The 21,793-nt window shown below is 64.4% G+C and carries 20 protein-coding genes, 2 rRNA genes and 2 pseudogenes (1 of these 24 cut by a window edge); 10 read left to right on the forward strand and 14 right to left on the reverse strand.

What is annotated here, in order from left to right:
- From Mschef_RS04475 to Mschef_RS04500, 6 genes and pseudogenes are all read left to right on the forward strand, one after another.
- Positions 1-1,429: ribosomal RNA gene (locus Mschef_RS04475) — 23S ribosomal RNA — on the forward strand; it begins 1,446 nt to the left of the window's first position.
- A 105-nt stretch (positions 1,430-1,534) separates the two neighbouring features.
- Positions 1,535-1,649 (forward strand): 5S ribosomal RNA (gene rrf / locus Mschef_RS04480).
- 279 nt (positions 1,650-1,928) lie between these two features.
- Positions 1,929-2,507, forward strand: a complete 579-nt coding sequence (locus Mschef_RS04485) for an outer membrane protein (protein WP_176212398.1) — start codon at positions 1,929-1,931, stop codon at positions 2,505-2,507.
- Between the two features lie 278 nt (positions 2,508-2,785).
- A pseudogene (locus Mschef_RS04490) lies at positions 2,786-3,040 on the forward strand (transposase); the annotation flags it as partial.
- A 230-nt stretch (positions 3,041-3,270) separates the two neighbouring features.
- A complete protein-coding gene (locus Mschef_RS04495) occupies positions 3,271-4,626 on the forward strand; it encodes an IS110 family RNA-guided transposase (protein WP_081126590.1) in 1,356 nt (451 codons plus the stop codon).
- Positions 4,627-5,550 (forward strand): annotated as a pseudogene (locus tag Mschef_RS04500) (IS3 family transposase); the annotation flags it as partial.
- A gap of 169 nt (positions 5,551-5,719) precedes the next feature.
- On the opposite strand, the gene pyrF reads toward Mschef_RS04500, so the two are convergent.
- Complete coding sequence (gene pyrF / locus Mschef_RS04505) at positions 5,720-6,559, reverse strand: orotidine-5'-phosphate decarboxylase (protein ID WP_081126591.1); 840 nt, start codon at positions 6,557-6,559, stop codon at positions 5,720-5,722.
- Positions 6,560-6,739: 180 nt separating this feature from the next.
- A complete protein-coding gene (locus tag Mschef_RS04510) occupies positions 6,740-7,012 on the reverse strand; it encodes a hypothetical protein (protein WP_081126592.1) in 273 nt (90 codons plus the stop codon).
- A gap of 49 nt (positions 7,013-7,061) precedes the next feature.
- Between Mschef_RS04510 and Mschef_RS04515 the strand changes: the two genes are divergently transcribed.
- On the forward strand, positions 7,062-7,418 hold the full coding sequence (locus Mschef_RS04515) for a Rieske (2Fe-2S) protein (RefSeq protein WP_081126846.1): 357 nt from the start codon (positions 7,062-7,064) through the stop codon (positions 7,416-7,418).
- Here Mschef_RS04515 and Mschef_RS04520 read toward each other — a convergent pair whose 3' ends face one another.
- The 4 genes from Mschef_RS04520 to Mschef_RS04535 form a co-directional block, all read right to left on the reverse strand.
- The gene (locus Mschef_RS04520) at positions 7,419-9,260 is read right to left on the reverse strand and encodes an SLC13 family permease (RefSeq protein ID WP_242426446.1); all 1,842 of its coding nucleotides are present in this window, start codon (positions 9,258-9,260) and stop codon (positions 7,419-7,421) included. It lies immediately after the preceding gene.
- A 30-nt stretch (positions 9,261-9,290) separates the two neighbouring features.
- The gene (gene trmB, locus Mschef_RS04525; protein WP_081126594.1) at positions 9,291-9,995 is read right to left on the reverse strand and encodes a tRNA (guanosine(46)-N7)-methyltransferase TrmB; all 705 of its coding nucleotides are present in this window, start codon (positions 9,993-9,995) and stop codon (positions 9,291-9,293) included.
- Between the two features lie 2 nt (positions 9,996-9,997).
- On the reverse strand, positions 9,998-10,792 hold the full coding sequence (locus tag Mschef_RS04530) for a thiazole synthase (protein WP_081126595.1): 795 nt from the start codon (positions 10,790-10,792) through the stop codon (positions 9,998-10,000).
- An 89-nt stretch (positions 10,793-10,881) separates the two neighbouring features.
- Entirely contained in the window at positions 10,882-13,878 is a 2,997-nt protein-coding gene (locus Mschef_RS04535; RefSeq protein ID WP_206780149.1) for a ligand-binding sensor domain-containing diguanylate cyclase, read from the reverse strand.
- A gap of 91 nt (positions 13,879-13,969) precedes the next feature.
- Here Mschef_RS04535 and sufT point away from each other — a divergent pair, with 91 nt between their 5' ends.
- Both sufT and Mschef_RS04545 read left to right on the forward strand, forming a co-directional pair.
- On the forward strand, positions 13,970-14,530 hold the full coding sequence (sufT, locus tag Mschef_RS04540; protein WP_081126597.1) for a putative Fe-S cluster assembly protein SufT: 561 nt from the start codon (positions 13,970-13,972) through the stop codon (positions 14,528-14,530).
- 98 nt (positions 14,531-14,628) lie between these two features.
- Positions 14,629-15,159, forward strand: a complete 531-nt coding sequence (locus Mschef_RS04545; protein WP_081126598.1) for a DUF84 family protein — start codon at positions 14,629-14,631, stop codon at positions 15,157-15,159.
- Positions 15,160-15,216: 57 nt separating this feature from the next.
- On the opposite strand, the gene Mschef_RS04550 is transcribed toward Mschef_RS04545, so the two are convergent.
- The 8 genes from Mschef_RS04550 to Mschef_RS04585 form a co-directional block, all read right to left on the reverse strand.
- Positions 15,217-15,726, reverse strand: coding sequence for a hypothetical protein (locus tag Mschef_RS04550; RefSeq protein WP_081126599.1), 510 nt, complete (start codon positions 15,724-15,726; stop codon positions 15,217-15,219).
- A 158-nt stretch (positions 15,727-15,884) separates the two neighbouring features.
- Positions 15,885-16,205 (reverse strand): ribosome hibernation-promoting factor, HPF/YfiA family, encoded by a 321-nt coding sequence (hpf, locus tag Mschef_RS04555; protein ID WP_081126847.1) that lies wholly within the window; start codon positions 16,203-16,205, stop codon positions 15,885-15,887.
- 109 nt (positions 16,206-16,314) lie between these two features.
- On the reverse strand, positions 16,315-17,820 hold the full coding sequence (locus Mschef_RS04560) for an RNA polymerase factor sigma-54 (RefSeq protein WP_081126600.1): 1,506 nt from the start codon (positions 17,818-17,820) through the stop codon (positions 16,315-16,317).
- A 164-nt stretch (positions 17,821-17,984) separates the two neighbouring features.
- Positions 17,985-18,704 (reverse strand): LPS export ABC transporter ATP-binding protein, encoded by a 720-nt coding sequence (gene lptB, locus Mschef_RS04565; RefSeq protein ID WP_081126601.1) that lies wholly within the window; start codon positions 18,702-18,704, stop codon positions 17,985-17,987.
- Positions 18,704-19,327, reverse strand: coding sequence for a lipopolysaccharide transport periplasmic protein LptA (gene lptA / locus Mschef_RS04570; protein ID WP_081126602.1), 624 nt, complete (start codon positions 19,325-19,327; stop codon positions 18,704-18,706). The genes lptB and lptA overlap by 1 nt, the downstream gene beginning before the upstream one ends.
- Entirely contained in the window at positions 19,281-19,847 is a 567-nt protein-coding gene (gene lptC / locus Mschef_RS04575; protein WP_168708937.1) for an LPS export ABC transporter periplasmic protein LptC, read from the reverse strand. Before lptC ends, lptA begins: the two co-directional genes overlap by 47 nt.
- Before the next feature lie 8 nt (positions 19,848-19,855).
- Positions 19,856-20,392, reverse strand: a complete 537-nt coding sequence (locus Mschef_RS04580; RefSeq protein ID WP_081126604.1) for a KdsC family phosphatase — start codon at positions 20,390-20,392, stop codon at positions 19,856-19,858.
- A gap of 1 nt (position 20,393) precedes the next feature.
- Positions 20,394-21,392, reverse strand: coding sequence for a KpsF/GutQ family sugar-phosphate isomerase (locus tag Mschef_RS04585; RefSeq protein WP_242426447.1), 999 nt, complete (start codon positions 21,390-21,392; stop codon positions 20,394-20,396).
- A gap of 117 nt (positions 21,393-21,509) precedes the next feature.
- Between Mschef_RS04585 and Mschef_RS04590 the strand changes: the two genes are divergently transcribed.
- Complete coding sequence (locus Mschef_RS04590) at positions 21,510-21,746, forward strand: BolA family protein (RefSeq protein WP_081126606.1); 237 nt, start codon at positions 21,510-21,512, stop codon at positions 21,744-21,746.
- Positions 21,747-21,793: the final 47 nt, after the last annotated feature.

The raw sequence follows: 21,793 nt of genomic DNA on the forward strand, positions 1-21,793 counted from the left end.
AGGCGGTAGGTGGAACCCTTAGGCAAATCCGGGGGTTCATACACCGAGCACCGAGACGAGTCCCGCATGGGACGAAGTCACTGATGCCACGCTTCCAGGAAAAACCTCTAAGCTTCAGATGACGACGACCGTACCGCAAACCGACACAGGTAGGCAGGGTGAGAATCCCAAGGCGCTTGAGAGAACTCGGGTGAAGGAACTAGGCAAAATGGTACCGTAACTTCGGGAGAAGGTACGCCCGTGGCTGTGGTGACGTGCGTCACTGAGCAGCTGCGGGTCGCAGTGAACTGGCCGTTGCGACTGTTTATCAAAAACACAGCACTCTGCAAACACGAAAGTGGACGTATAGGGTGTGACGCCTGCCCGGTGCCGGAAGGTTAATTGATGGGGTCAGCGCAAGCGAAGCTCTTGATCGAAGCCCCGGTAAACGGCGGCCGTAACTATAACGGTCCTAAGGTAGCGAAATTCCTTGTCGGGTAAGTTCCGACCTGCACGAATGGCGTAACGACAACGGCGCTGTCTCCACCCGAGACTCAGTGAAATTGAAATCGCTGTGAAGATGCAGCGTTCCCGCGGCAAGACGGAAAGACCCCGTGAACCTTTACTATAGCTTCACGCTGAACGTTGAGTTCGTCTGTGTAGGATAGGTGGGAGGCTTTGAAGTGTGGTCGCCAGATCGCATGGAGCCAACGTTGAAATACCACCCTGATGTGCTTGACGTTCTAACCTCGACCCGTGATCCGGGTCAGGGACCGCGTGTGGTGGGTAGTTTGACTGGGGCGGTCTCCTCCCAAAGAGTAACGGAGGAGCACGAAGGTGCGCTCAGCACGGTCGGACATCGTGCACTGTGTGCAAGGGCATAAGCGCGCTTGACTGCGAGATCGACGGATCAAGCAGGTACGAAAGTAGGTCCTAGTGATCCGGTGGTTCTGTATGGAAGGGCCATCGCTCAACGGATAAAAGGTACTCCGGGGATAACAGGCTGATACCGCCCAAGAGTTCATATCGACGGCGGTGTTTGGCACCTCGATGTCGGCTCATCACATCCTGGGGCTGTAGTCGGTCCCAAGGGTATGGCTGTTCGCCATTTAAAGTGGTACGCGAGCTGGGTTCAGAACGTCGTGAGACAGTTCGGTCCCTATCTGTCGTGGGCGTTGGAGATTTGAGGGGGGCTGCTCCTAGTACGAGAGGACCGGAGTGGACGTTCCGCTGGTGTTCGGGTTGTCTCGCCAGAGGCATTGCCCGGTAGCTATGAACGGAAGTGATAACCGCTGAAAGCATCTAAGCGGGAAGCACGCCCCAAGATGAGATCTCCCGAGCCTCAAGGCTCCTGAAGGACCCAGGTAGACGACCTGGTTGATAGGCGCGATGTGTAAGCGCAGCAATGCGTTCAGCTTACGCGTACTAATGATCCGTGCGGCTTGATCATATAACCCCAAAGTGCTTCGCCTCGGCGTCACGCCGACCCAGAGTCACACTTGTCACTTCCCACCCCCTGCCGGGCCGGCGCTCTGAGCGCCGCCCGCTCCCCCTCCTTGGCGGCTACAGCGGTGTGGTCCCACCCGATCCCATCCCGAACTCGGAAGTGAAACGCACCTGCGCCGATGGTAGTGTGGCTCTAGCCATGCAAGAGTAGGTCACCGCCAAGGTCTTCATACCCCCAACGGGCCGATCAGTCGATCGGCCCGTCGGCTTTGGGGAACATCACATTGCAGCGTTGATAGTCCTGCGCGCGCAACGCGTACGGGGCTGTCTTAGGCCTGAATATATAAACTTGCAAGTATTGAAATTAAGCTTGATGAACCTCACTCAAGTGGCTGCGGCGTATCGCGCAGGCAGGCAAGTGAGTGTTCAGCCGTCTGCTGCCAGAGTTCGCCGCCGTCGCGATTCCCACGCGGCGACGCCCCCAACAGAAGATGGAGAATTGCATGAACAAGATCTTTGCTGCCCTTGCCTTGGCTGGTGTGCTTGCGCTACCGATGGTTTCCCATGCGGAAGACAGCGGCCTGTACGTCAATGGCTCGGTAGGTCAGGCTCGGTTCGGCCAGAGCTACTACGGCCGCCATCACATGGGCTATGACGCTAACCTCGGCTACCGGTGGTCAGTTGCTCCGGCATTTCAAGTCGGAGTCGAGGCTGGCTATGTGAATTTGGGTAATTATGGTGTGCGCTCGGTTTATCCGGGTGTCGCTCTGCCCGATGCCACGCTGCATGGCTGGACCCTCGGTGGAACCGCCAAATACGACATCACCAGTAACTGGTATGTCAGCGGCCGTGCTGGGCTGTTGCGCTGGAGCGGCCGCACTGCAGAGCCAATCGGAGGAGTTCCGGTTGCTTACAGCGGCAATGGTACGGGTTGGTACACCGGTGCAGGATTTGGCTACAACTTCAATAGCAACTGGAGCCTGGGCTGGAATTACAACTACTACCACGCCAGCAAGAGTGGCTTCCCGCTGTCGGGCAGCTTGACGTCAATCTCGGCTGAATACCGCTTTGGTGCGATGTAGCCGATGGAGTTAGTGCGCACTTGCGTGAGGTCAGTCGGCCTAATGCAGTGCATCTACGTATCGGCGGGGCAGCTTGCGCTGCCCCGCCGATATCATTTGGAGTTCCCAGGATTTTGTGGGGTTCTACCCCGATTTCACGGACACTTACGAAAAGGCTAATAGAGGCCATCAGGAGTGTTCATGGGGTGTCAGGGCGTGTCAGGTTTTTTGTGTGTGTGACCTTGCCCCCGAGAAACGTATCCCTTGCCGTGTGATTCACTCTACGCAAGGAGAACGACATGACGAAGACGACACGGGCGCGCTACACGCTCGAATTCAAGCAAGAAGCGGTGCGGCTGGTCGAAGGTGGACAAAGCCAAGCCTCCGTTGCCAAGACACTGGGGTTGGTCGAGCAAACGCTGTTCAACTGGGTCAAGGCAAGCCGGCAAGGCCGTCTTACTGGCGCTGACAGCAAACCGGTGAGCACCGAACAGATGGAGATTACCCGTCTGCGTGCCGAGCTGGCGCGGGTCAAGATGGAGCGCGACATCCTGGGAAACCGCCCACGCGACTCGCCGCGTCCCGGATGCATAGAAACAAGCATGGTCTAAGCTTCGACTGCGCTGGGCAGTGGCCGCTTGCTTTTTGGAGGCATTTGACCCCGTGAGAAAACATGGCCCAGGGGAAGCTGCGGACCAAGCTGTGGTGGCGCCTCGTGTGACCCCGTTTAGGAAATTGATCTGATCCGAGTCCCCGTCCGGCGCACTCAACCTCGGAGGAAATCATGTCCAAGCGATCTGAAAGGCCAACCGGACTGCCCGTCATCCATGAGCGTGCGGCCGGCATCGACGTCGGCTCGCGCTTCCATGTTGTTGCTGTGGCGCCCGATCTATGTGAGGAACCGGTGCAGACGTTCCAGGCGTTCACCGGCGATCTGGAGCGTATGGCGAAGTGGCTAACGTCGGTAGGCATCGCGACGGTTGCCATGGAATCCACCGGTGTGTACTGGATGCCTGTCTACGAGGTACTCGAGAGCCATGGCATTGACGTCATCGTTGCCAACGCCCGTGATGCCCGAAGCGTCCCTGGCCGCAAGAGCGATGTGAACGACGCGCAGTGGCTTCAGCGGCTCCACGCTTGCGGTCTGTTGCGCGCCAGTTTCCGGCCTGGGCAAGACATTGCCGCGTTGCGCGTCTATCTGCGGTTGCGCGAGCGGCTTACCGACTTCGCGGCGTCGCACATCATGCACATGCAGAAAGCGATGACGCTGATGAACTTGCAGTTGCAGCACGTTGTCTCCGACGTCACCGGCGCGACGGGCATGAAGATCATTCGCGCGATCGTCGGCGGAGAGCGTGATCCGGCAATACTCGCTGCAATGCGAGATATCCGCTGCAAGGCGGACAACGAGAAGGTTTGCGCTGCGCTGGTTGGCAACTACAGGTCGGAGCACGTCTTCGCGTTGACTCAGGCCCTGAAACTCTACGACTTCTACCAGGCCCGCATCGCCGAATGCGACTCCGAGGTCGAGCGTGTTTTGGCAATGTTGAGTGCTGACAAGTCAGCGCCCGCTGAGCCGCTCAAGAAGCCGCGACACAGGACGATCCAGCCCAACGCGATGAGCTTCGACACGCGTCCCGTTCTCTACCAAATAACGGGCGTCGATCTCACGCAGATCCATGGCGTCGGCCCCTACTTGGCCCTGCGGATGGTCGCTGAGTGCGGTACCGATCTCAGTCGATGGCCAACAGCCAAGCACTTCACGTCGTGGTTGACCTTGTCTCCCGGGTGCAAGATCAGCGGCGGCAAAGTTCTGTCGTCGCGTACGCGCAAGACCAGTAATCGCCTCAGCGCGCACCTTCGCCTCGCGGCCGTCACGATCGGTCGCACAAGCACAGCATTGGGGGCGTTCTATCGTCGACTATCCGCTCGTGTTGGCAAGGCCAAGGCCGTCACGGCAACGGCCCGCAAGATTGCCGTGCTGCTCTACAACGCCATGCGCTTCGGCATGAACTATCAAGACCCAGGAGCCGACAGCTACGAGCGCAAGTACCGTGAGCGAGTCGTCAAGCAGCTGCATCGGCGCGCGGCTGAGTTCGGCTTCACGCTGCAGCAGGCTCCGGCGATGGGTGTTTCTTAGGAAAGCGACGGCGTACTTCGCGAAAGGTGCGAAGTGAAGTACGCCTTCATCCAACGGCATCGGCAGGAGTGGCCGATCACCGTGCAGTGCCGGGTGCTGCGGGCCAGCGTGAGCGGCTATCACGCGCATGTGGCACGCCAGGCCAGCATCGCACCGCGACGTTTCCTGAGCGACGAGGCGCTGCTGGTGCATATCAAGGCGGTCCACCGCCAGAGCCGCGGCAGCTACGGCCGGCCACGTATCTGGCGAGAGCTGCGCAACGATGGCGTGCGCGTGGGTAAGCAGCGGCTGCAAACGCTGATGCAGAAACACGGCATTCGCGCCAAGGGCAAGAAACGGTTCAAGGTCACCACCGACAGCAACCATGACTTGCCGATCGCGCCCAACCTGCTCAACCGTCAGTTCACCGTGGCCGCTCGGGACAAGGTGTGGGTCGGTGATATCACCTACATCCCCACCGACGAGGGCTGGCTGTTCCTGGCCGTGGTGATCGACCTGTTCAGCCGCCAGGTGGTGGGCTGGTCGATGCGCGCGGACATGACCCGCACCATCGTCATCGATGCGCTGCGCATGGCGTGGTTCAAGCGTCATCCGGGCAAGGACGCCGGCCTGATCTTCCATAGCGACCGCGGCAGTCAGTACGCCAGCGACGACTTCCGCAATGTACTCAAGGATTACGGCATCACCGCCTCGATGAGCCGCCGTGGCAACTGCTGGGACAACGCGTGCAGCGAAACACTGTTCGGTTCACTGAAGGTGGAGCGCCTGCACGGACAACACTTCGCCACACGTCGCCATGCCAAGGATGAAACGATCGCCTGGCTGCTCTGGTACAACCAGTCCCGACTACACTCCACTTTGAACTACCTCAGCCCGATGCAGTTCGAGCAACACTGGCAAATCCAGCAGGCAAACCAAGCCTGACCCTCACTACGGTTATGGGATACGAAATCCGGGGGCAAGGTCACTGCGGCCTTCCCCGCCTTCTTCGTCTTGCTTGGCATACATGCTCTGGTTCGTCATGGTATGCCTCACACACAAAATTTTTGACAGGCTCGTGTTCATGTCGAAGCGAAGAAAGTTCAGTGCGGTTTCAGCATCCAGCCACGGTCTGGGTCTTGAACCGTGCTGCACCCAATGTCGTGCGCAATCGTTGCGCCTCCGCGCGTGCCGCATCAGCATAGTCGGCGCCACTGCTGGCATATAGCACTGCACGCGAAGCGCTGACCATGAGACCAGTACCCGATGGCGTGCTGCCGCGCAGGACGACTTCTTCAGCATCACCGCCTTGTGCGCCGACGCCAGGCACCAGCAGCGGCATGTCACCTACCAGTGCGCGCACTTGCGCCAGTTCGGCCGGATAGGTAGCACCTACTACCAACGCGCAATTGCCGTGAGTATTCCAGTCTCGTGCGGCGCGCAGCGCCACATGCTGGTACAGCGGCTTGCCGTCGACCAGCAAATCCTGCAAATCGCGTGCACCGACATTCGACGTGCGACACAACAGAATCGCGCCGCGGTCGGCGCGCTGCAGAAATGGCGCCAGCGCATCTCCGCCCAGATAGGGGTTGATGGTGACCGCATCGGCCTGGTAACGATCAAACGCTTCGCTCGCGTAATACGCGGCGGTTGAACCGATATCGCCACGTTTGGCGTCCAGGATCACAGGTACGCCCGGGTGCCGTGCGTGGATATGAGCAATCAGGCGTTCGAGCGCATCCTCGGCACGGTTAGCCGCGAAGTGCGCAATTTGCGGCTTGAAGCAGCACACCAGATCAGCCGTGGCGTCGACGATATTGCTGCAGAATTCGAACAGCGCATCGGGTCGTCCACGCAGCGCGACCGGAAAGCGCCCTGGTTCAGGATCAAGACCGACACATAGCAGGGAGTCGTTGCGTTGCCAGGCAGCAGCAAGCTGTTGCATGAAAGTCATGAATTGCACGGGTGTGGCAGGGAAGCATCAAGGATAGTCGCAGCGCGGAACGACGACCACCCACAACGCCAAGGGCACACCGATGATGCCTGTTGGCGCGCAGATCGTCACATGCACCTCGCATCAGAGTTGATGTGCTCGCGCAAATGCCTCAGGTGCACCCCGGATGCACGAAATGCCTCAGGGGAGTTGATGGCGTTCATTCTCGACCACCACGAACTCTCCTTCAATCACCGTGCCACTGTTCTCCGCAGCCGCATGACGCGAAACCGCTTGGCGTGGGCGGAGGACGCGCCGCACCAGCCAGGCCAAGCCGAACAGCAACACCGCGGCAACCACGATCACAGCGCCGAACAGAAGTGCGATCACCGCCAGCGCAGCCAGTGCCAGCAGCCACAGGATGCGTGCCAGCGTGCTACGCGGCGGATTGATGATGAATACGCGCGAACGCATGGCGAAGGCTCCGTGCAAAAATGGCCGTTTGGCGAACGGCAAGATACGCATGGTGCACCAAACCGATGAACGGCGCCTGTGTCTTTGGCACGAGATTCCCGATGGTGGTGCGCTGGCGCTGGATGCGCTGACCGCGCTGGGCGGCGCGGATATTCTCTTGACGCGCGCGGGCGGGCGGGTTGCCGCGTTCTTCAATGTATGTCCACACGCGGGTCGACGCCTGGATTGGGCGCCTGGTGAATTCCTGCTGCAGGATGGGGTGTTGACCTGTGCCGCGCACGGCGCCAGTTTCGCTGCATTGACCGGTGCATGCCGTGGCGGCCCATGCCGTGGCGAGGCGTTGAAGCCGGTAGCGATCGAGCGCCGCGGCGACGAGTTGTGGCTGGCTAGCGACGACGCAATTTAGCTAAAACGCCTTGTACAGCAAATCCACGCCGACGATGGTGGTAAGCAGATACACCAGCGTCAGCGGCAGGCCGACGCGCAGATAGTCCTTGCCGCGATAGCCGCCAGGTCCGGCCACCATGGTCAGCGCCGGATGCGCAGAACTAATCAAGAACGTATTGGATACCGACATCGCGGTGATCAGGATGTAAGCCGTCGGATTGCCGCCCGTGGCCAGCGCGATATTGATCGCGATCGGCACCATCACCACGGTTGCCCCAACGTTCTGCATCACCTGCGACAGCGCCAGCGCCAGCACCGCCACGCTGGCCTGAATGCCCCATTGAGGCAGGTGACCGATGTGCACCATCAATTCCTGTCCCAACCAGGATCCGGCGCCCGTCTGATCCATGGCCCAGCCCAGCGGCATCAGGCTCGCGGTGATGAAAATGGTCTTCCAGTTGACTGAGCGATAGGCTTCGTTGGGCGTGATCACGCCAGTGGCCAGCATGCCCGCGGCGCCAACCCAGAATGCCACCTGCAGCGGCAACAGTTCGGTCAGCGCCAGGAACTTGGCCAACAGAAAGAAGAACAGTGCTTCGCGGATCTTCCCGGGCCGTGCCTCTTCCTGCGGCACGTCGGTCACCACGACGATGTCGTGTTCCTCGCGTGGCGTCGTCAAGTCGGTCCAGGCGCTGTGCAGCACCAGCGTGTCACCGCCGCGCAGGCTCACGTTGCGCACATCATCGCGAAATACCTTGTCGCCGCGATTCACCGCCAGCACCGAGATCCCATAGCGTTTGCGCAAGTGCAGATCGTTCACGGTCTGCTTGATGAAGCGCGAACTGGGCGGCACCACGGCCTCGGAGATGCCTGCGCGCGTGGTATTGAACATGTCCGACAATTGGCGCAGTCGCGGTGACACGCGACACTGGTGCGCGTTGGCGAAGTTGCCGATGGACTCGCGTGGACCCATCACACCCAGCACCGTGCCCACCCAGATCATGCTGTCGGCGGGTGGCGATAGACGCGATTCGTTGCCGGTCTTCATCGCCAGAATCAGCGGCGCGCCGGGCAATGCTTCCGTCTCGACCACGCTCATGCCAACCAGCGGGCTATCGGCGGTGACAATCAATTCCAGCACATCGCCATCGATGCCGTAGGTCTCGGCGAAATAGCTCTCGGTGCGCGTTGGCGTGGTGGTGCTGGTGTCCTCTGGCGCATGCTTGAACAGCTTGTCGGTGAACAGCCAGAAAAATCCCACGCCCATCACCGCCAGTACCACGCCGATCGGGGTGACGGTGAACATGCCGAACAATGGAATGGTGTTGGCGCCCGGTGGCAAATTGCGGTTGGTGCTCTCGATCAGGCCATTGAGGATGATCAGCGGCGTATTGGCGATCAACGTGGTGTTGGTGCCCGTCAGGATCACGCAGGCCATCGGCAGCAGCAGCTTGGACAACGGCACCTTGCTGCGCGTGGATACGCGCGAGGCCACCGGGATCATCAGTGCGGCCAGCGCCTGGCTGGGGATGATCGAGCTCAGCACCGTCGTGACGCTGTTGATGACGACCAGCAATCGCCACTGCGCACCCTGCGCCGCCTTGAGGATCACCGTGGCCACGGCGTTGAGCGCGCCGGTTCGATCCAGGCCGACGCCCATGATCATCACCGCCAGAATCGCCTGCACACCGGAGTTGGCGAAGCCCTCGAATACCTGCTGCGTGGGGATCAGTCCGGTAACACCAATGACCACCAGCACCAGAATCGCGGTGATGTCCGAGCGCACCCACTCCAGCGCCAGCATCAGTACGGTGAACACGACCAGGCCAAGGACCAGAATCATTTCCGGCGTGAGCTGCATGACCCCTTGCACGTCGATCGCTTCCTTCAGTCAGTCGGCTTGATGGCGGAACAGGAAATCCCACACGCCGTGGCCCAGGCGCAGGCCGCGCTGCTCGAAACGCGTGGCGCTGCGCCAAGTCGGCCGCGCCGCAGCCATGCCGGCGCCGACGCAATTGCTCCAGCCCGGCGCGGCGTCCAGCACCGCGAGCATGTGCGCCGCATAGTCGGCCCAGTCGGTGGCCAGGTGCAACAGCCCGCCCGGTGCCATGCGGCTGGCCAGCAACGCGATGAACTCCGGCTGGATCAGGCGCCGCTTGTGGTGGCGCTTCTTGTGCCATGGATCGGGAAACCAGATGCGCACTTCATCGAGGCTGGACGCTGCCAACTCATCGCGCAGCACCTCGACGGCGTCATGCGAGTAGAGGCGCGCGTTATTCGCGTTCGCTGCGGCCAGCGCATTGAGCAGGCGCCCTACGCCGGGGCGGTGCACCTCGATGCCAAGATAGTCACGTGCGGCATCGGCTGCGGCACTCGCGGCCATGGCCTCTCCATTGCCAAAGCCGATCTCCAGCACGCGTGGCGCGTGGCGCCCGAATAACTGATCGAGGTCGCGGAGCTGGCCGGTGTAATCAAGGCCATAGCGCGGCCAATGCAGCGCGAAAGCACGCCGCTGCGCCGGGGTGATGCGGCCCTCGCGACGCACGAAGCTGCGGATCGGCCGCGTTTGCGCGCCCGAGGTATTTGCGACTTGCATGCTCACCCGACCATGCCGTCGATCGGGCTGGACGCACTGGCGCAGCGCTTGCGCGGAATGCGCCCGGCGCGGTAGGCATCGCGTCCGGCCTGCACCGCGGCGCGCATCGCGCGCGCCATCAGCAGAGGATCGCGCGCGCCGGCAATCGCCGTATTCATCAGCACCCCGGCGCAGCCCAGCTCCATGGCGATGGCGGCATCCGATGCCGTGCCGACGCCGGCATCGACGATCACCGGCACCTTGGCGTTTTCGATGATTTCCAGCAACGTGTAGCGATTCTGGATACCGAGTCCCGAACCGATCGGCGCCGCCAGCGGCATGATTGCCACGCAGCCGATGTCCTCCAGACGCCGTGCCAGTATCGGATCATCACTGGTGTACACCATCACCTCGAAGCCTTCCGCCACGAGTTGCTCGGCGGCGGCGAGCGTTTCGATCACGTTGGGGAATAGCGTCCGCGCATCACCCAGCACTTCAAGCTTGATCAGGGTATGGCCATCAAGCAATTCACGTGCGAGACGACAGGTGCGTATCGCTTCGGCCGCGTCGTAGCAGCCGGCGGTATTGGGCAGCAGGGTGTAGCGCGTCGGCGGCAGCGCATCGAGCAGATTGGGTTGCGTCGCGTCTTGCCCCAGATTCATGCGCCGCACGGCGAAGGTGACGATCTCGGCGCCGGCCGCCTCGGTGGCCAGACGGGTCTCGCGCAGATCCTTGAATTTGCCCGTGCCGGTGAGTAGGCGGGAGTTGAACTGACGCACGCCGATCTGCAGCGGGTCGTCACAGGCATGGGCGGGCATCGGCGCGGACTCGGGTGACGCGAAGGTCGCTCATTGTCGCGCAGCCGCGTGCAGCACGGAACAGGCTTTGGCTACACGAAGTCATGTGCTCAGCAGGGAGCCAGCCAATGCAGCACGCCGGCATGGACCAGGCGCTCGATATCGGTGGCCGGCGCGGTCAGCAGCATCGGCGTGGCCTGTGCGCCAGGGACCAGCGCAGCGGTGGCATCGCGGCCATGGCTCTTGACCCTGTACATGGCAAAATCGGCCAATTCGATGCTGCCGCCGAGATCGCGCTCGCGCAGCGTGGGCAGCAGAGGCCAGTGCGAGATGCCCAGCGAGCAGGTCACCTGCACATCGTTGAGTGACGGGTCACTGAACCGGTGCGCGCGTACCGCGAGGCGTATGCGCTCGCCCAGCATCAATGCACGCTGCGCATCGAACCCCGGCAACAACAGCAGGAATTCCTCGCCGCCCCAGCGCAGCGCCATATCCTGCGGTTCCTTGAGGCGCTGGATCAGCATCGCCACTTCGCGCAGCACGACATCGCCCACAGCGTGTCCGTAACGGTCGTTGATGCGCTTGAAATGGTCCAGATCGATCAGGATCACCGCCAGACGCGGCTGGCGCCGCAGTTCGTGCCAGCTTTGTGCAAGCAGGCGCCGGTTGCCGAGGCCAGTGAGTGGATCGCTCAGGCTTTCCGCGGTCAGCGCGTCGTTGGCCTGACGCAGGCGCTGATTGGCGCGACGCAGTTCCTCGGTGCGCTGCGCGACCAGCGCTTCCAACTGTTGCTGTTGCTGCATCTGGCGCTGCCAACGCCAACGCGCGGCCAGCAGCAGCAGCGCCACCAGCAGCAGTCCTGCCAGGACTTGCAGCCAGCGCCATTCGTACCAGTACGCGGGAATCGCGATCTGCAGCGTCGCAGGCGCCGACCATGCATTGTGGTCGACGCGTGCCTGCACGGCGAAGCGGTAGCGCCCGGGAGGCAGGTGGGTGTACCAAGCCACGCGGCGTGCGCCGGCCGCGATCCAGGCGTTGTCATAACCGGTCAGGCGATAACGAAAATTCAGTGCCGCGGCGTTGTTCAGATATGGCGCGGTGTATTCGATCTCGACGTTGCGTGCGCCCAGCGGTATGCGCGTTGTCGCACCCGTTGCATACCAGGCTTGTACGTGATGCAGGCGCTCGATGCGTGGCGTGCCTGGTGCCGGTGGCGCCCGCACGGCGGCCATATCCAGCGCCAGCGCGCCGTTGATCGAGGGCAGCCACAAGGTGTCGCCGACGCGCAGCATGCGTCCGCCGCCGCCGCCGTTGCAGCAGCGCGTGCGCTCTTCGCTGCCGATGCGGTTGTTGCCAGTCAGCACCCGCTGCGCGCGGATGCCTGGAGCCGCGGCCGGAGGCTGCAGCAGCATGCGCAACGGCACACGCCACACCCCTTTGATGCTGGAGAAGTAAACCTCGCTGCCGTGTGACGCGAAGGCCCAGGCATTGTCCGTGGGTAGACCGTCCTGTTGCGTGAGCAGCCGCAGATGGCCGTTGCGCAACAGGCCAAGCCCGGCATCAAGCGTGGTCAACAGCAGCGTGTCGTGATCGAGCCAGCCCAGCGAAGTCACGAAATGCCCGCGCAGCGGCATTGCCCATGCGGGTGCCGAGATGTGCCCGGCACGCAGCTCGCGCACGCCATCCTCGGTGCCCAGCAGCAATGCCCCATTGGCCAGCGGCAGCAACGCGCGGATGCGCGCCGCCGCGCTGCCGGGACTGGCGCCATAGCGTGTCAGCGCGCCGGCCTGCAGCCGGTACAGGCCACCCTGGGTACCGAACCAGTACGTTCCGCGCGGGTATTCGTCGATCAGGTTGATTTGCCAGGCACGCAGCGGTGCCAGCACCGGTGGCAGGCTCAGCCTGCCCTGACGCCACAGCGCCACGCCACCGCGCGTGCCGATCCACAACGCGCCCTGCGCGTCACGATACAGCGAATAGACGCCGGGATTGGGCAGGGCGCCGGCCGGCACCAGCGTGGTTACCTTGCCATCGGCCAGCTTGCTCAGACCGCCATTGGTGCCGATATCGATGCTGCCGTCTGCGCCGGCAGCCAGTGTCCACACGAAGGGATCATCGAGGCCGGCATCCTGTCCATAGCGCGCGGTCCAACTGTCGGCCACGCGGTACAGCGACTGCGTGTGGCTGCCCAGCCACAGATTGCCGTCGCGATCCTCGAAGATCGCATCGATCCAGGGATTCGGCGGAAAAGTCCCCTTGGCGATTTGTTCCACGCGGCCATCGGGATAGCGCCGGTACAGGGCGGCGATGCTGCCGATCCACAGGTTGCCGGCGCGATCACACAGCAGGCTCTGGATGTCGATCGTGGCCAGTCGCGGCAAAGGTGGCCGCGCACTGAAATGCTGGCCATCGAACTGCAGCAGGCCGGCGCTGGTACCCACCCACAGTCGCCCCGCATCCCAGGCCAGTGCAGTCACGCGGCGGCTTGCGCCGGCGGGCAGCGCAAAGCACCGGGTGTGGCCTGCGTTATTGCGGCACAGCCGGTTCAGGCCGCCAGCCCACAGCACGTCGCCCTGGCGCAACAGCGCGAAAAATGGCCCGGCAAGGCCGGCGATCGGTTGCAGGCGGCCGTTGCGCCAGATCCCCACGCCGGCAGCCGTGGCCAGCAGCGGCTGCCCCTGCGCGTCACCGCGGATGGCGTAGATCGCCGCGCTGGGCCAATGTTCGAAGTCGCCGCGATATTCGCGCACCAGATGCTGGCCGGTGCCAAACCAGACCGCGCCCGCGGCATCGGCCCATGCGGCATCGACCATGCTCAGGTCGACGCCGGTGTTGCCGCGTTCATAACTCTGAAAGCGCTGGCCATCGAAGCGTGCGACACCGTTCTGCGTGCCCAGCCAGAGGAATCCGTCGCGATCCTGGGTGATGCTCAGCACGCTGATCTGCGGCAAGCCGTGCGCGCTGCTCCAGTTGTTGAGCACGTAATCGCGGAAGCGCGTGTTGGCGTCCAGCGCGTGGCTGGCCGGCGCCGACATCAGCAGCACCAGCAGCAGCGCGATCCACGCCATGCCGCGCCGGCCGACGATGGCGCGGATGGGCTGAGGCAAGCGTTCCTGTCTGGCGGCACCGGGCATCGTCACGAACCGTTTGCGGCTGGGGGCATAATAGCCATGCCTGAATTCATGCAAAGCCCATGCCGTGAGCGGATACAGTCCCAGCAGCGAACCTTTCACCCTGCAGCGCGATTGCGCGGCGGTACATGTGCCACATGGTGCCGCGGTGACGCTGCCAGCCGGTCAAACGGGCTACATCACCCAGGCGCTGGGCGCCAGCTTCACCGTGGTGGTCGATTACAACTTGTTCCGTATCGCCGGCAAGGATGCAGACGCGCTGGGCAAAACACCGCCGCCGCCGATCGAGGTGCCCGCTGGCGCGGGTGATGCCGACATCGAACGCCTGGTCTGGGACCAGTTGCGCACCTGCTTCGATCCGGAGATCCCGGTCAACGTGGTCGATCTGGGCCTCGTTTACGAGGTGACACTGACGCCGCTGCCCGAGGATGCCGGACGCAAGGTCGCCGTGCGCATGACCCTCACCGCGCCTGGTTGCGGCATGGGCGACATCCTCGTCGATGACGTGCGCAGCAAGCTGGAGCTGATTCCCACGGTGGCCGAAACCGATGTCGAACTGGTGTTCGACCCGCCCTGGAACCACGCCATGATGTCCGACGCCGCGCGTCTGGAAACCGGCATGATGTGATGCGCCGAGGCGCCCCGGCGTCACGCGCTTGCCACTGGATGCATCCGCGCTGGCATGGGTACACGACACATCCTCCCCCGTACGCAAGGACTGGCACCATGCAGTTCGCCCTGGGCAGCACCAATCAGGCCAAACGCCGCGCGGTGCGACTGGCCACGGGTTGCGAACCGATCTGCGTGTCGGTGCCCTCGGGTGTCGCGAGCCAGCCGTTGCGCGTGGAGGAAACCGTGCGTGGCGCCATGGCGCGTGCGCGCAGCGCACTGGCGGCAGCGCCCGGCGCGGACATCGGTCTGGGCCTGGAGGGCGGCGTCGATTACGACGACCGGCTCACGCATCACTGGTATCTGGTGTCGGTGTGCGCGGCCTGGGATGGCCGCATGCTATACGTGGCGCATGGCGTGCATATGCCTTTGCCGGACGGCGTCGGTGCGCGCTTGGCTGCAGGTGGCGTAGAGCTGTCGGAGGTCATGGACGCGCTGTTCGGTCGCGTCGGCAGCAACCACGACGAGGGCGCCTACGGCCTGCTCAGCGCGGGGCGCATCACGCGCGACGGGGTGTTTCGCGATGCGGTGATCGCCGCGTTGACGCCTTTTCAGAACGTTTTGTATCGCGCGCAGGCCGGGGACTGATCCCGGTGATGGTCGATCCTGCAGACCTGGGACCGTTGCCGCACGCTGCCGGATTCCTCAATGTGCGGACGGATTCCACAGGCCCGCAAGCCGGACTCTGGCGCGTGTGCTGGCCGGCAGCAGCGACACGCCAGCAGCCACAAGCAAAACAGCGCCTAGCCAGGGGCCAAGGGTGTCACGGGTGAGCCAGCGCAGCGCAGCCGACACCAGCAAGAACGCAAACGCCAGCGCGATATAGCCGCTCGACACGCGGGCTGGCGTGCCGGACGTAGCCTGCAATCGGGAGCGCGGTGGCAGCAAGGCCGGCAACCCGTACATGCAGGCAAACAAGGCGAACGCAGCAACTTGGGGCGCCTGTGCACTGGGCCCTTCCAGCCACAGGCTGGATAAAGTCCACGCCGCGAGTGGCGGGATGAGCAGCATCAGCAAGCCGCCAACGACCAGCGTCCAGATCGCGTGATCCGACGACTCATGCCGCAGCTTGCGCAGGCCCCGCCACCAGAACGCAGTCGCGGCGCATGCCGTGAGCGTCAGGATGATCTCGATCGGGGCATTAGGGGTTGGCATGCATGGACGGGCTCCGCGTGCGAGCGAGCGATGCGCGGACACGCTACGCCGCGATCGCGGCCTGCGCAAATGTGGTGCACGGCCAGATGGACTGCGGTGGAGCAATGGTGGCGAGCGCGTGACGCACGCCACCGGGTGTGCATTGGGTGAGCGTGCGCTTACTCGGCGCGCAGCTCGCGCCCTTCCTCGCGGTGGTGCGCAGTGAGTTTTTCCTTGTGCTTGCGCAACTGCGCGACCAGCTTGTCCAGCAGCGTGTCGATCGAGGCGTACATGTCGCCATCGCTAGCCTCGGCGTGCAGAGTGCGGCCGGCGGCGGCCAGGGTGGCCTCGGCGCGCTGTTCAAGCTTTTCCACGGAAAGAACCACGGCGAGCGAGGTGACGTTGTCGAAGTATTTGTCGAGTTTCTTCAGGCGATTCTGCACATGGTCGCGCAGTGCCTGGGTGACTTCGATCTGATGGCCGCTGATCTGGATTTGCATGGTGCTCTCCATTTGTCATCGTGGGCGCGCTGGTCGTCGTGGCGTCCAGCCCGCGCGCTTGGGCCGGGCGCAAGCCTGCAGTGAATGGGTGGGGACGCTCCTTGCCGGTTCAACCGGCGCGTTGTCGCTCGGATGAGCTGGGAATGCGCAGCGCTTCGCGGTACTTGGCCACGGTACGCCGCGCCACCTGAATGCCGCGTTGGTTGAGCTCGGTGGTCAATGCCTGATCGGACAGCGGCCGCCGCGGGCTTTCCGCGTCCACCAGTTTGCGGATCAGCGCCTGCACGGCAGTGGCCGAGGCCGCGCCGCCATCGTCGGTGGACACGCCGCTGGAAAAGAAATACTTGAACTCGAAGGTGCCGCGTGGGGTGCGCAGGTACTTGCGCGTGGTCACGCGCGAAATGGTGGATTCATGCATGCCGACTTCCTCGGCGATCTCGCGCAGCACCAGCGGGCGCATGGCCTCCGGGCCGAAGTCGAGGAACGCGCTCTGCTGCCGCACGATGGCTTCGGCCACGCGCAGCAGGGTATCGGCGCGCGCCTGCAGGCTCTTGATCAGCCAGCGCGCTTCCTGCAGCTGGCCCTTGAGGTAGGCCGCGTCTTCACGCCGCGCACGCGCGATCAGGCCGCAATAGTGGCGATTGAGGCCAAGCTTGGGCTGGTTGCCCGCGGCCAGACGCACCTGCCAGCGGCCGTGCTCGCGCAGCACGTAGGCATCGGGCGCGACGTATTCGACCGCGGGCGCGCCCAGCGCCGCGCCGGGGCGCGGATCCAGCGTGCGGATCAGCGCCGCGGCTTCGGCCACGGCTTCCGGCGGCGCCTGCAGGCTGCGCGCGATGCGCGCGAAATCGCGCTTCGCCAGGGTTTCCAGGTGCTCGGCGATCATTGCCTGCGCCAGATGCAGGTGCTCGGTGTCGGCCGCCATGCCGCGCAACTGCGCGGTCAGGCAATCGCGCAGGTCGAGGCTGGCCACGCCTGCGGGATCGAGCTGCTGCAGGCGGTGACGCACGGCTTCGATCTCGTCTAGTCCCATGTTGGGTTCGCGCAGCGCAGCCTGCACGGAGGCAAGACCCTCGCGCAGGTAACCGTCCTCATCCACGGCATCGATCAGCGCCAGGGCGATGGCAAGATCGCGCGCTGACAGGTTGAGCAGGTTGACCTGGTGCAGCAGGTGCTCATGCAAGCTCACCGGCGCGGCGTCCTGCGCCTCGAAACCGTCGTCATCGTCATGGCCGGCGCCGTTGCCGTAGGACGTGGCGCCGAATTCCTCGCCGTCCCAGGCCTCGCTGCCGCGGTCGTCGCTGCGTTCGTCGGCAGCACGATCATCCTGGCCAGCGCCATCGCTGCGCATTTCGCCGAACTCGATGCTGTCGCCAGCGCCAGCGCCAGCGTCGGCGTCGGGGGTGGCGACCTCGGCGGCCGTGCCGTCAGCGACTTCCACTTCGGATTCGTCCACGCCCTCGCCGTCGAGCTCGAGCAGGGGATTGGATTCGGCCAGCTCGCGCAGCTCGGTTTCCAGTTCCAGCCGCGAAAGCTGCAGCAGGCGGATCGCCTGTTGCAGTTGCGGCGTGAGGGTGAGCTGCTGGTTGAGCCGCAGCTGCAGGCCTGGCTTCATGCGCGCCTTCTGCGTGTGAATGATCCCGATTGCATCCTAGCGCCCGCGGCGTACGCCAGCCAGAGCCAGCGTCGCACGCGGCACGTGGCGACGGGTACGGCGAATCGCGCGATCACGACTTTGCAAACGCTGGCTGCGGGCAGGGCCGCCATGCTGCGCCGATCTCAGAGCTTGAATTCGTTGCCCAGATAGACCTGACGCACCTGTTCGTCGGCGAGCAGGTGCTGCGGTGAGCCGCGTGCGAGCACGCTGCCCTCGTTGAGGATGTAGGCGTGGTCGCAAATGCCGAGGGTTTCACGCACGTTGTGGTCGGTGATCAGCACGCCGATGCCGCGTTCCTTCAGGTGCCGCACGATACGCTGGATCTCGCCGACCGAGATCGGGTCGACGCCGGCGAAGGGCTCGTCCAGCAGCATGTAGCGCGGCTGCGCGGCCAGCGCGCGTGCGATCTCCACGCGCCGGCGCTCGCCGCCGGACAGGCTCTGGCCCTGTTGCCCGGCGAGGTGCGCGATCTTGAGTTCATCCAGCAGCGCTTCCAGCATCAGCTCGCGCTGCGCGCGATTCATGTTGTCGCGCAGTTCGAGCACGGCGAGGATGTTCTCGGCCACGTTCAGGCGCCGGAACACCGACGGCTCCTGCGGCAGATAGCCGATACCGAGGCGCGCGCGCGCGTGCATGGGCAGGCCGGTGATGTCGCGCTCGTCGAGGCGGATCGCACCCGCGTCGGCCTGCACCAGCCCGACGATCATGTAGAAGCACGTGGTCTTGCCGGCGCCATTGGGACCGAGCAGCCCGACCACTTCGCCCTGCTGCAGCTCGAAGTCGAAATCTCGCACCACGGCGCGACTGCGGAAACGCTTTTGCAAGCCTTGTGCGCTGAGCATCAGTGCTGGCCGCCGCTGTGGGTGCGCACAGGTTGCACGGCAGGCGGCGCGACCGTGGCAGGCTTGGCCGGAGTCGGCGTGGCGGTCTTGTCGTGTGGCTGGAAGATCAGATGCACCTGGCCGCCGCTGGCGCCTTCGCCTTGCATGGCGCCGGTATTCGTGTTGTACACCAGTCTGGCGCCGCTGTAGCTGCCGCGGCCGGGCTGATCAACGTGCGCGGCGCCGATCAGGATCGCGGTTTCGGTGGCCGGAGAGTAATCGATGGTGGCTGCCGTGGAGCGCATCTCGCCGCCGCCGTCGAGCTGCTGCGAGAGCTGCGCCGGGCTTCCCTCCAGCACCACGCGCGTAACCTTGTTCTTGGCGTCGGTATAGACGGTTCCCCTGCTGGCGACGCCGCGCAGCGAGCCCTGCTGCAGGGTGACGTCGCCGAACAGCTTGGTGATGTGCTGATCCTGTGCCGCCACGAAGCGTTGCGCATTCACCCGCAACGGCTGCTGACGATCCGATTTCAGCGCCTGCGCCGTCGGCGCGAGCAACAGCGCGAGCAGGGCCAGTGCAGGCAGCAGCGCGCGCCGGTCAGGGCGCGTGGTGCGTCGTGGGCAGGAAGGTGCCGTGCACGTCATCGAGCAGCTCCAGGGTGCGGGTGGCGGTATTGGCGCGGAAGCCGATGCCCACGAGTGTAGCGTTGGGCTGCTGAATTTCGGTGCGCGCAGCACTGGCCAGGCGGTGCTCGCGTGGCCAGGCGGTGATGTCGTGGCTGGTGATGGTGCTGGGCGGGCCGCCGTCGACAGCCGGTTGCAGCATGTGCACATCGCCCAGCAGCTTGAGCTCGGTGCCTTGCGCGTTGACCCAGCCGAAGCGCGAATGTCCTTGCCAGGCGGGGCCATTGTTTTGCGGCAGGACAAAGCGCGGTGCATTGATGTACAGCGCGTCGTCGCCATTGCGGCGGTCGAGCTGTGGTGCGCGCAGAAACAGCGCCGGACGGCCGTCGTCACCGAGCGCGGTGAGGTGGAAGTCGTACAGGGTGTAGGACGAGCGTGGTGGCCCCGCAAACGTGCTGGGCGGCGGCGGCGGGGTCAGCCACCACAGTGCCAGTTGGGTCAGCGCCGCCGCCATGCCCAGCACGAACAATGCCAGCAGCATGCGCCGGCTCATTGCCAGTGCGCCTGTTCGGCGGTGGCCAGATCCTGCGCGCGCAACAGCAGGTCGCAAACCTCGCGCACTGCGCCAGCGCCGCCGTGCCGCTGCGTTTGCCAGTGCGCCGCAGCCGCGACCCATGGATGCGCGTCGGCAACCGCAATCGCCAGTCCGGCGCTGCGCATCGCGGCGATGTCGGGCAGGTCGTCGCCAACCATGGCGCAGGCGCTCAGCGGCAGGCCCAGCGCGTTGGCTATCTCGCCCAGGCAGGCGCGCTTGTCCTCGCGTCCCTGATACAGATGCACGATGTCCAGCTCGCGCGCGCGCAAGGCCAATGCGTGGCTGACGCGCGCGGTGATGATGGCGACCGCGATGCCGTGGCGCTGGACCAGCTTGATCCCCAGCCCGTCGCGCACGTGAAACACCTTCAGTTCGCGCCCGTCCTCGGCATACCAGAGACGGCCATCGGTGAGCGTGCCGTCCACGTCCAGCGCCAGCAGGTGGATGGCGCGCGCGCGCTGCAGCACCGCTGCGGGAATCTCGCCCTGCATCTCAGACCACCTTGGCGCGCAGCAAATCCAGAAACGTCACGGCGCCGACCAGGCGTTCGCCCTCGACCACCAGCAAGCCCTGGATCTTGTGCGTTTCCATCAATTGCGCGGCTTCGCCTGCAAGACGCTGCGGTGCGATGGTGCGCGGTGAGTGCGTCATCAGCTGCGCCAGCGGCGTGCTGCGCAGGTCCACATCGCGATTGTCCAGTGCGCGGCGCAGGTCGCCATCGGTGAACACGCCCAGCAGGCGCCGCTGTTCATCGATGACGGCGGTCATGCCCAGGCCCTTGCGGCTCATCTCGGTCAGTGCCTCGTTCAGGCTGGCCTCGGCGCGCACTGCCGGCACCGCGGCATCGCGGTGCATGACATCCTCGATGCGCAGCAGCAGGCGCCTGCCCAGGCTGCCGGCCGGATGCGAGTAGGCAAAATCCTCGGCGGTGAAGCCGCGCGCTTCGAGCAGCGCGATCGCCAGCGCATCACCCAGCGCCAGCGCTGCCGTGGTGCTGGCGGTGGGCGCCAGACCCAGCGGGCAGGCTTCGGACGGGACACTGACATCCATGTGCACATTGGCTTGTCGTGCCAGCGTCGAGTGCGGCTTGCCGGTCATCGCCAGCAGCGGGATGCCCTGGCGCTGCAGCAGCGGCATGATGGTGAGCAGTTCCTCGGTTTCACCCGAATACGAAAGGGCCAGCACTACATCGCTGGCGGTGATCATGCCGAGGTCGCCATGACTGGCCTCGCCCGGGTGCACGAAGAATGCCGGCGTGCCGGTGGAGGCCAGTGTCGCGGCGATTTTGCGCGCGATATGGCCGGACTTGCCCATGCCGCTGAGCACCACGCGCCCGCGCGCGCCGAGAATGATGCGACAGGCGGCGGCAAAGGTAGCGTCGACACGCGGCGCCAGGGCGTGCAGCGCGCCCGCCTCGGTGAGGATCACGCGCCGCGCGCTGGCGATCAGCGCGGCGTCATCGGTTACTTGGACGTGCGGTTTCGCAGACACGTGCGGGTCCGTGGGAGGGCGCGACGGTATCGGGCGCGAACGCGATCCGCTACCATGAGCAGCTTGCATTCTAACCCTTCGCGCGCGCGTGGCCGCGCCTGACGCTGATCCTCGCCCATGCACCCCGAGCAGATTCAGACATTGATCGAGCAAGGCCTGCCTGGCGCGCGTGCCGAGGTCAGCGGTCCGGATGGCGTGCATTTCGAGGCGCGCGTGATCTGCGCTGCATTTGCCGGCCAACTGCCGCTGGCGCGCCACCGCATGGTCTACGCCGCGCTGGGCGAGCTGATGGGCGGTGCCATCCATGCGTTGAGCCTGAAAACTCTCACCCCCGAGGAGGCTGCGCGTGCTTGAACAAGACGCACGCGCGTGCGCAGCGGGAATGCGCAGCATTGCCAGCC

This window comes from Metallibacterium scheffleri (assembly GCF_002077135.1).
GTDB classification, from domain to species: Bacteria; Pseudomonadota; Gammaproteobacteria; order Xanthomonadales; family Rhodanobacteraceae; genus Metallibacterium; species Metallibacterium scheffleri.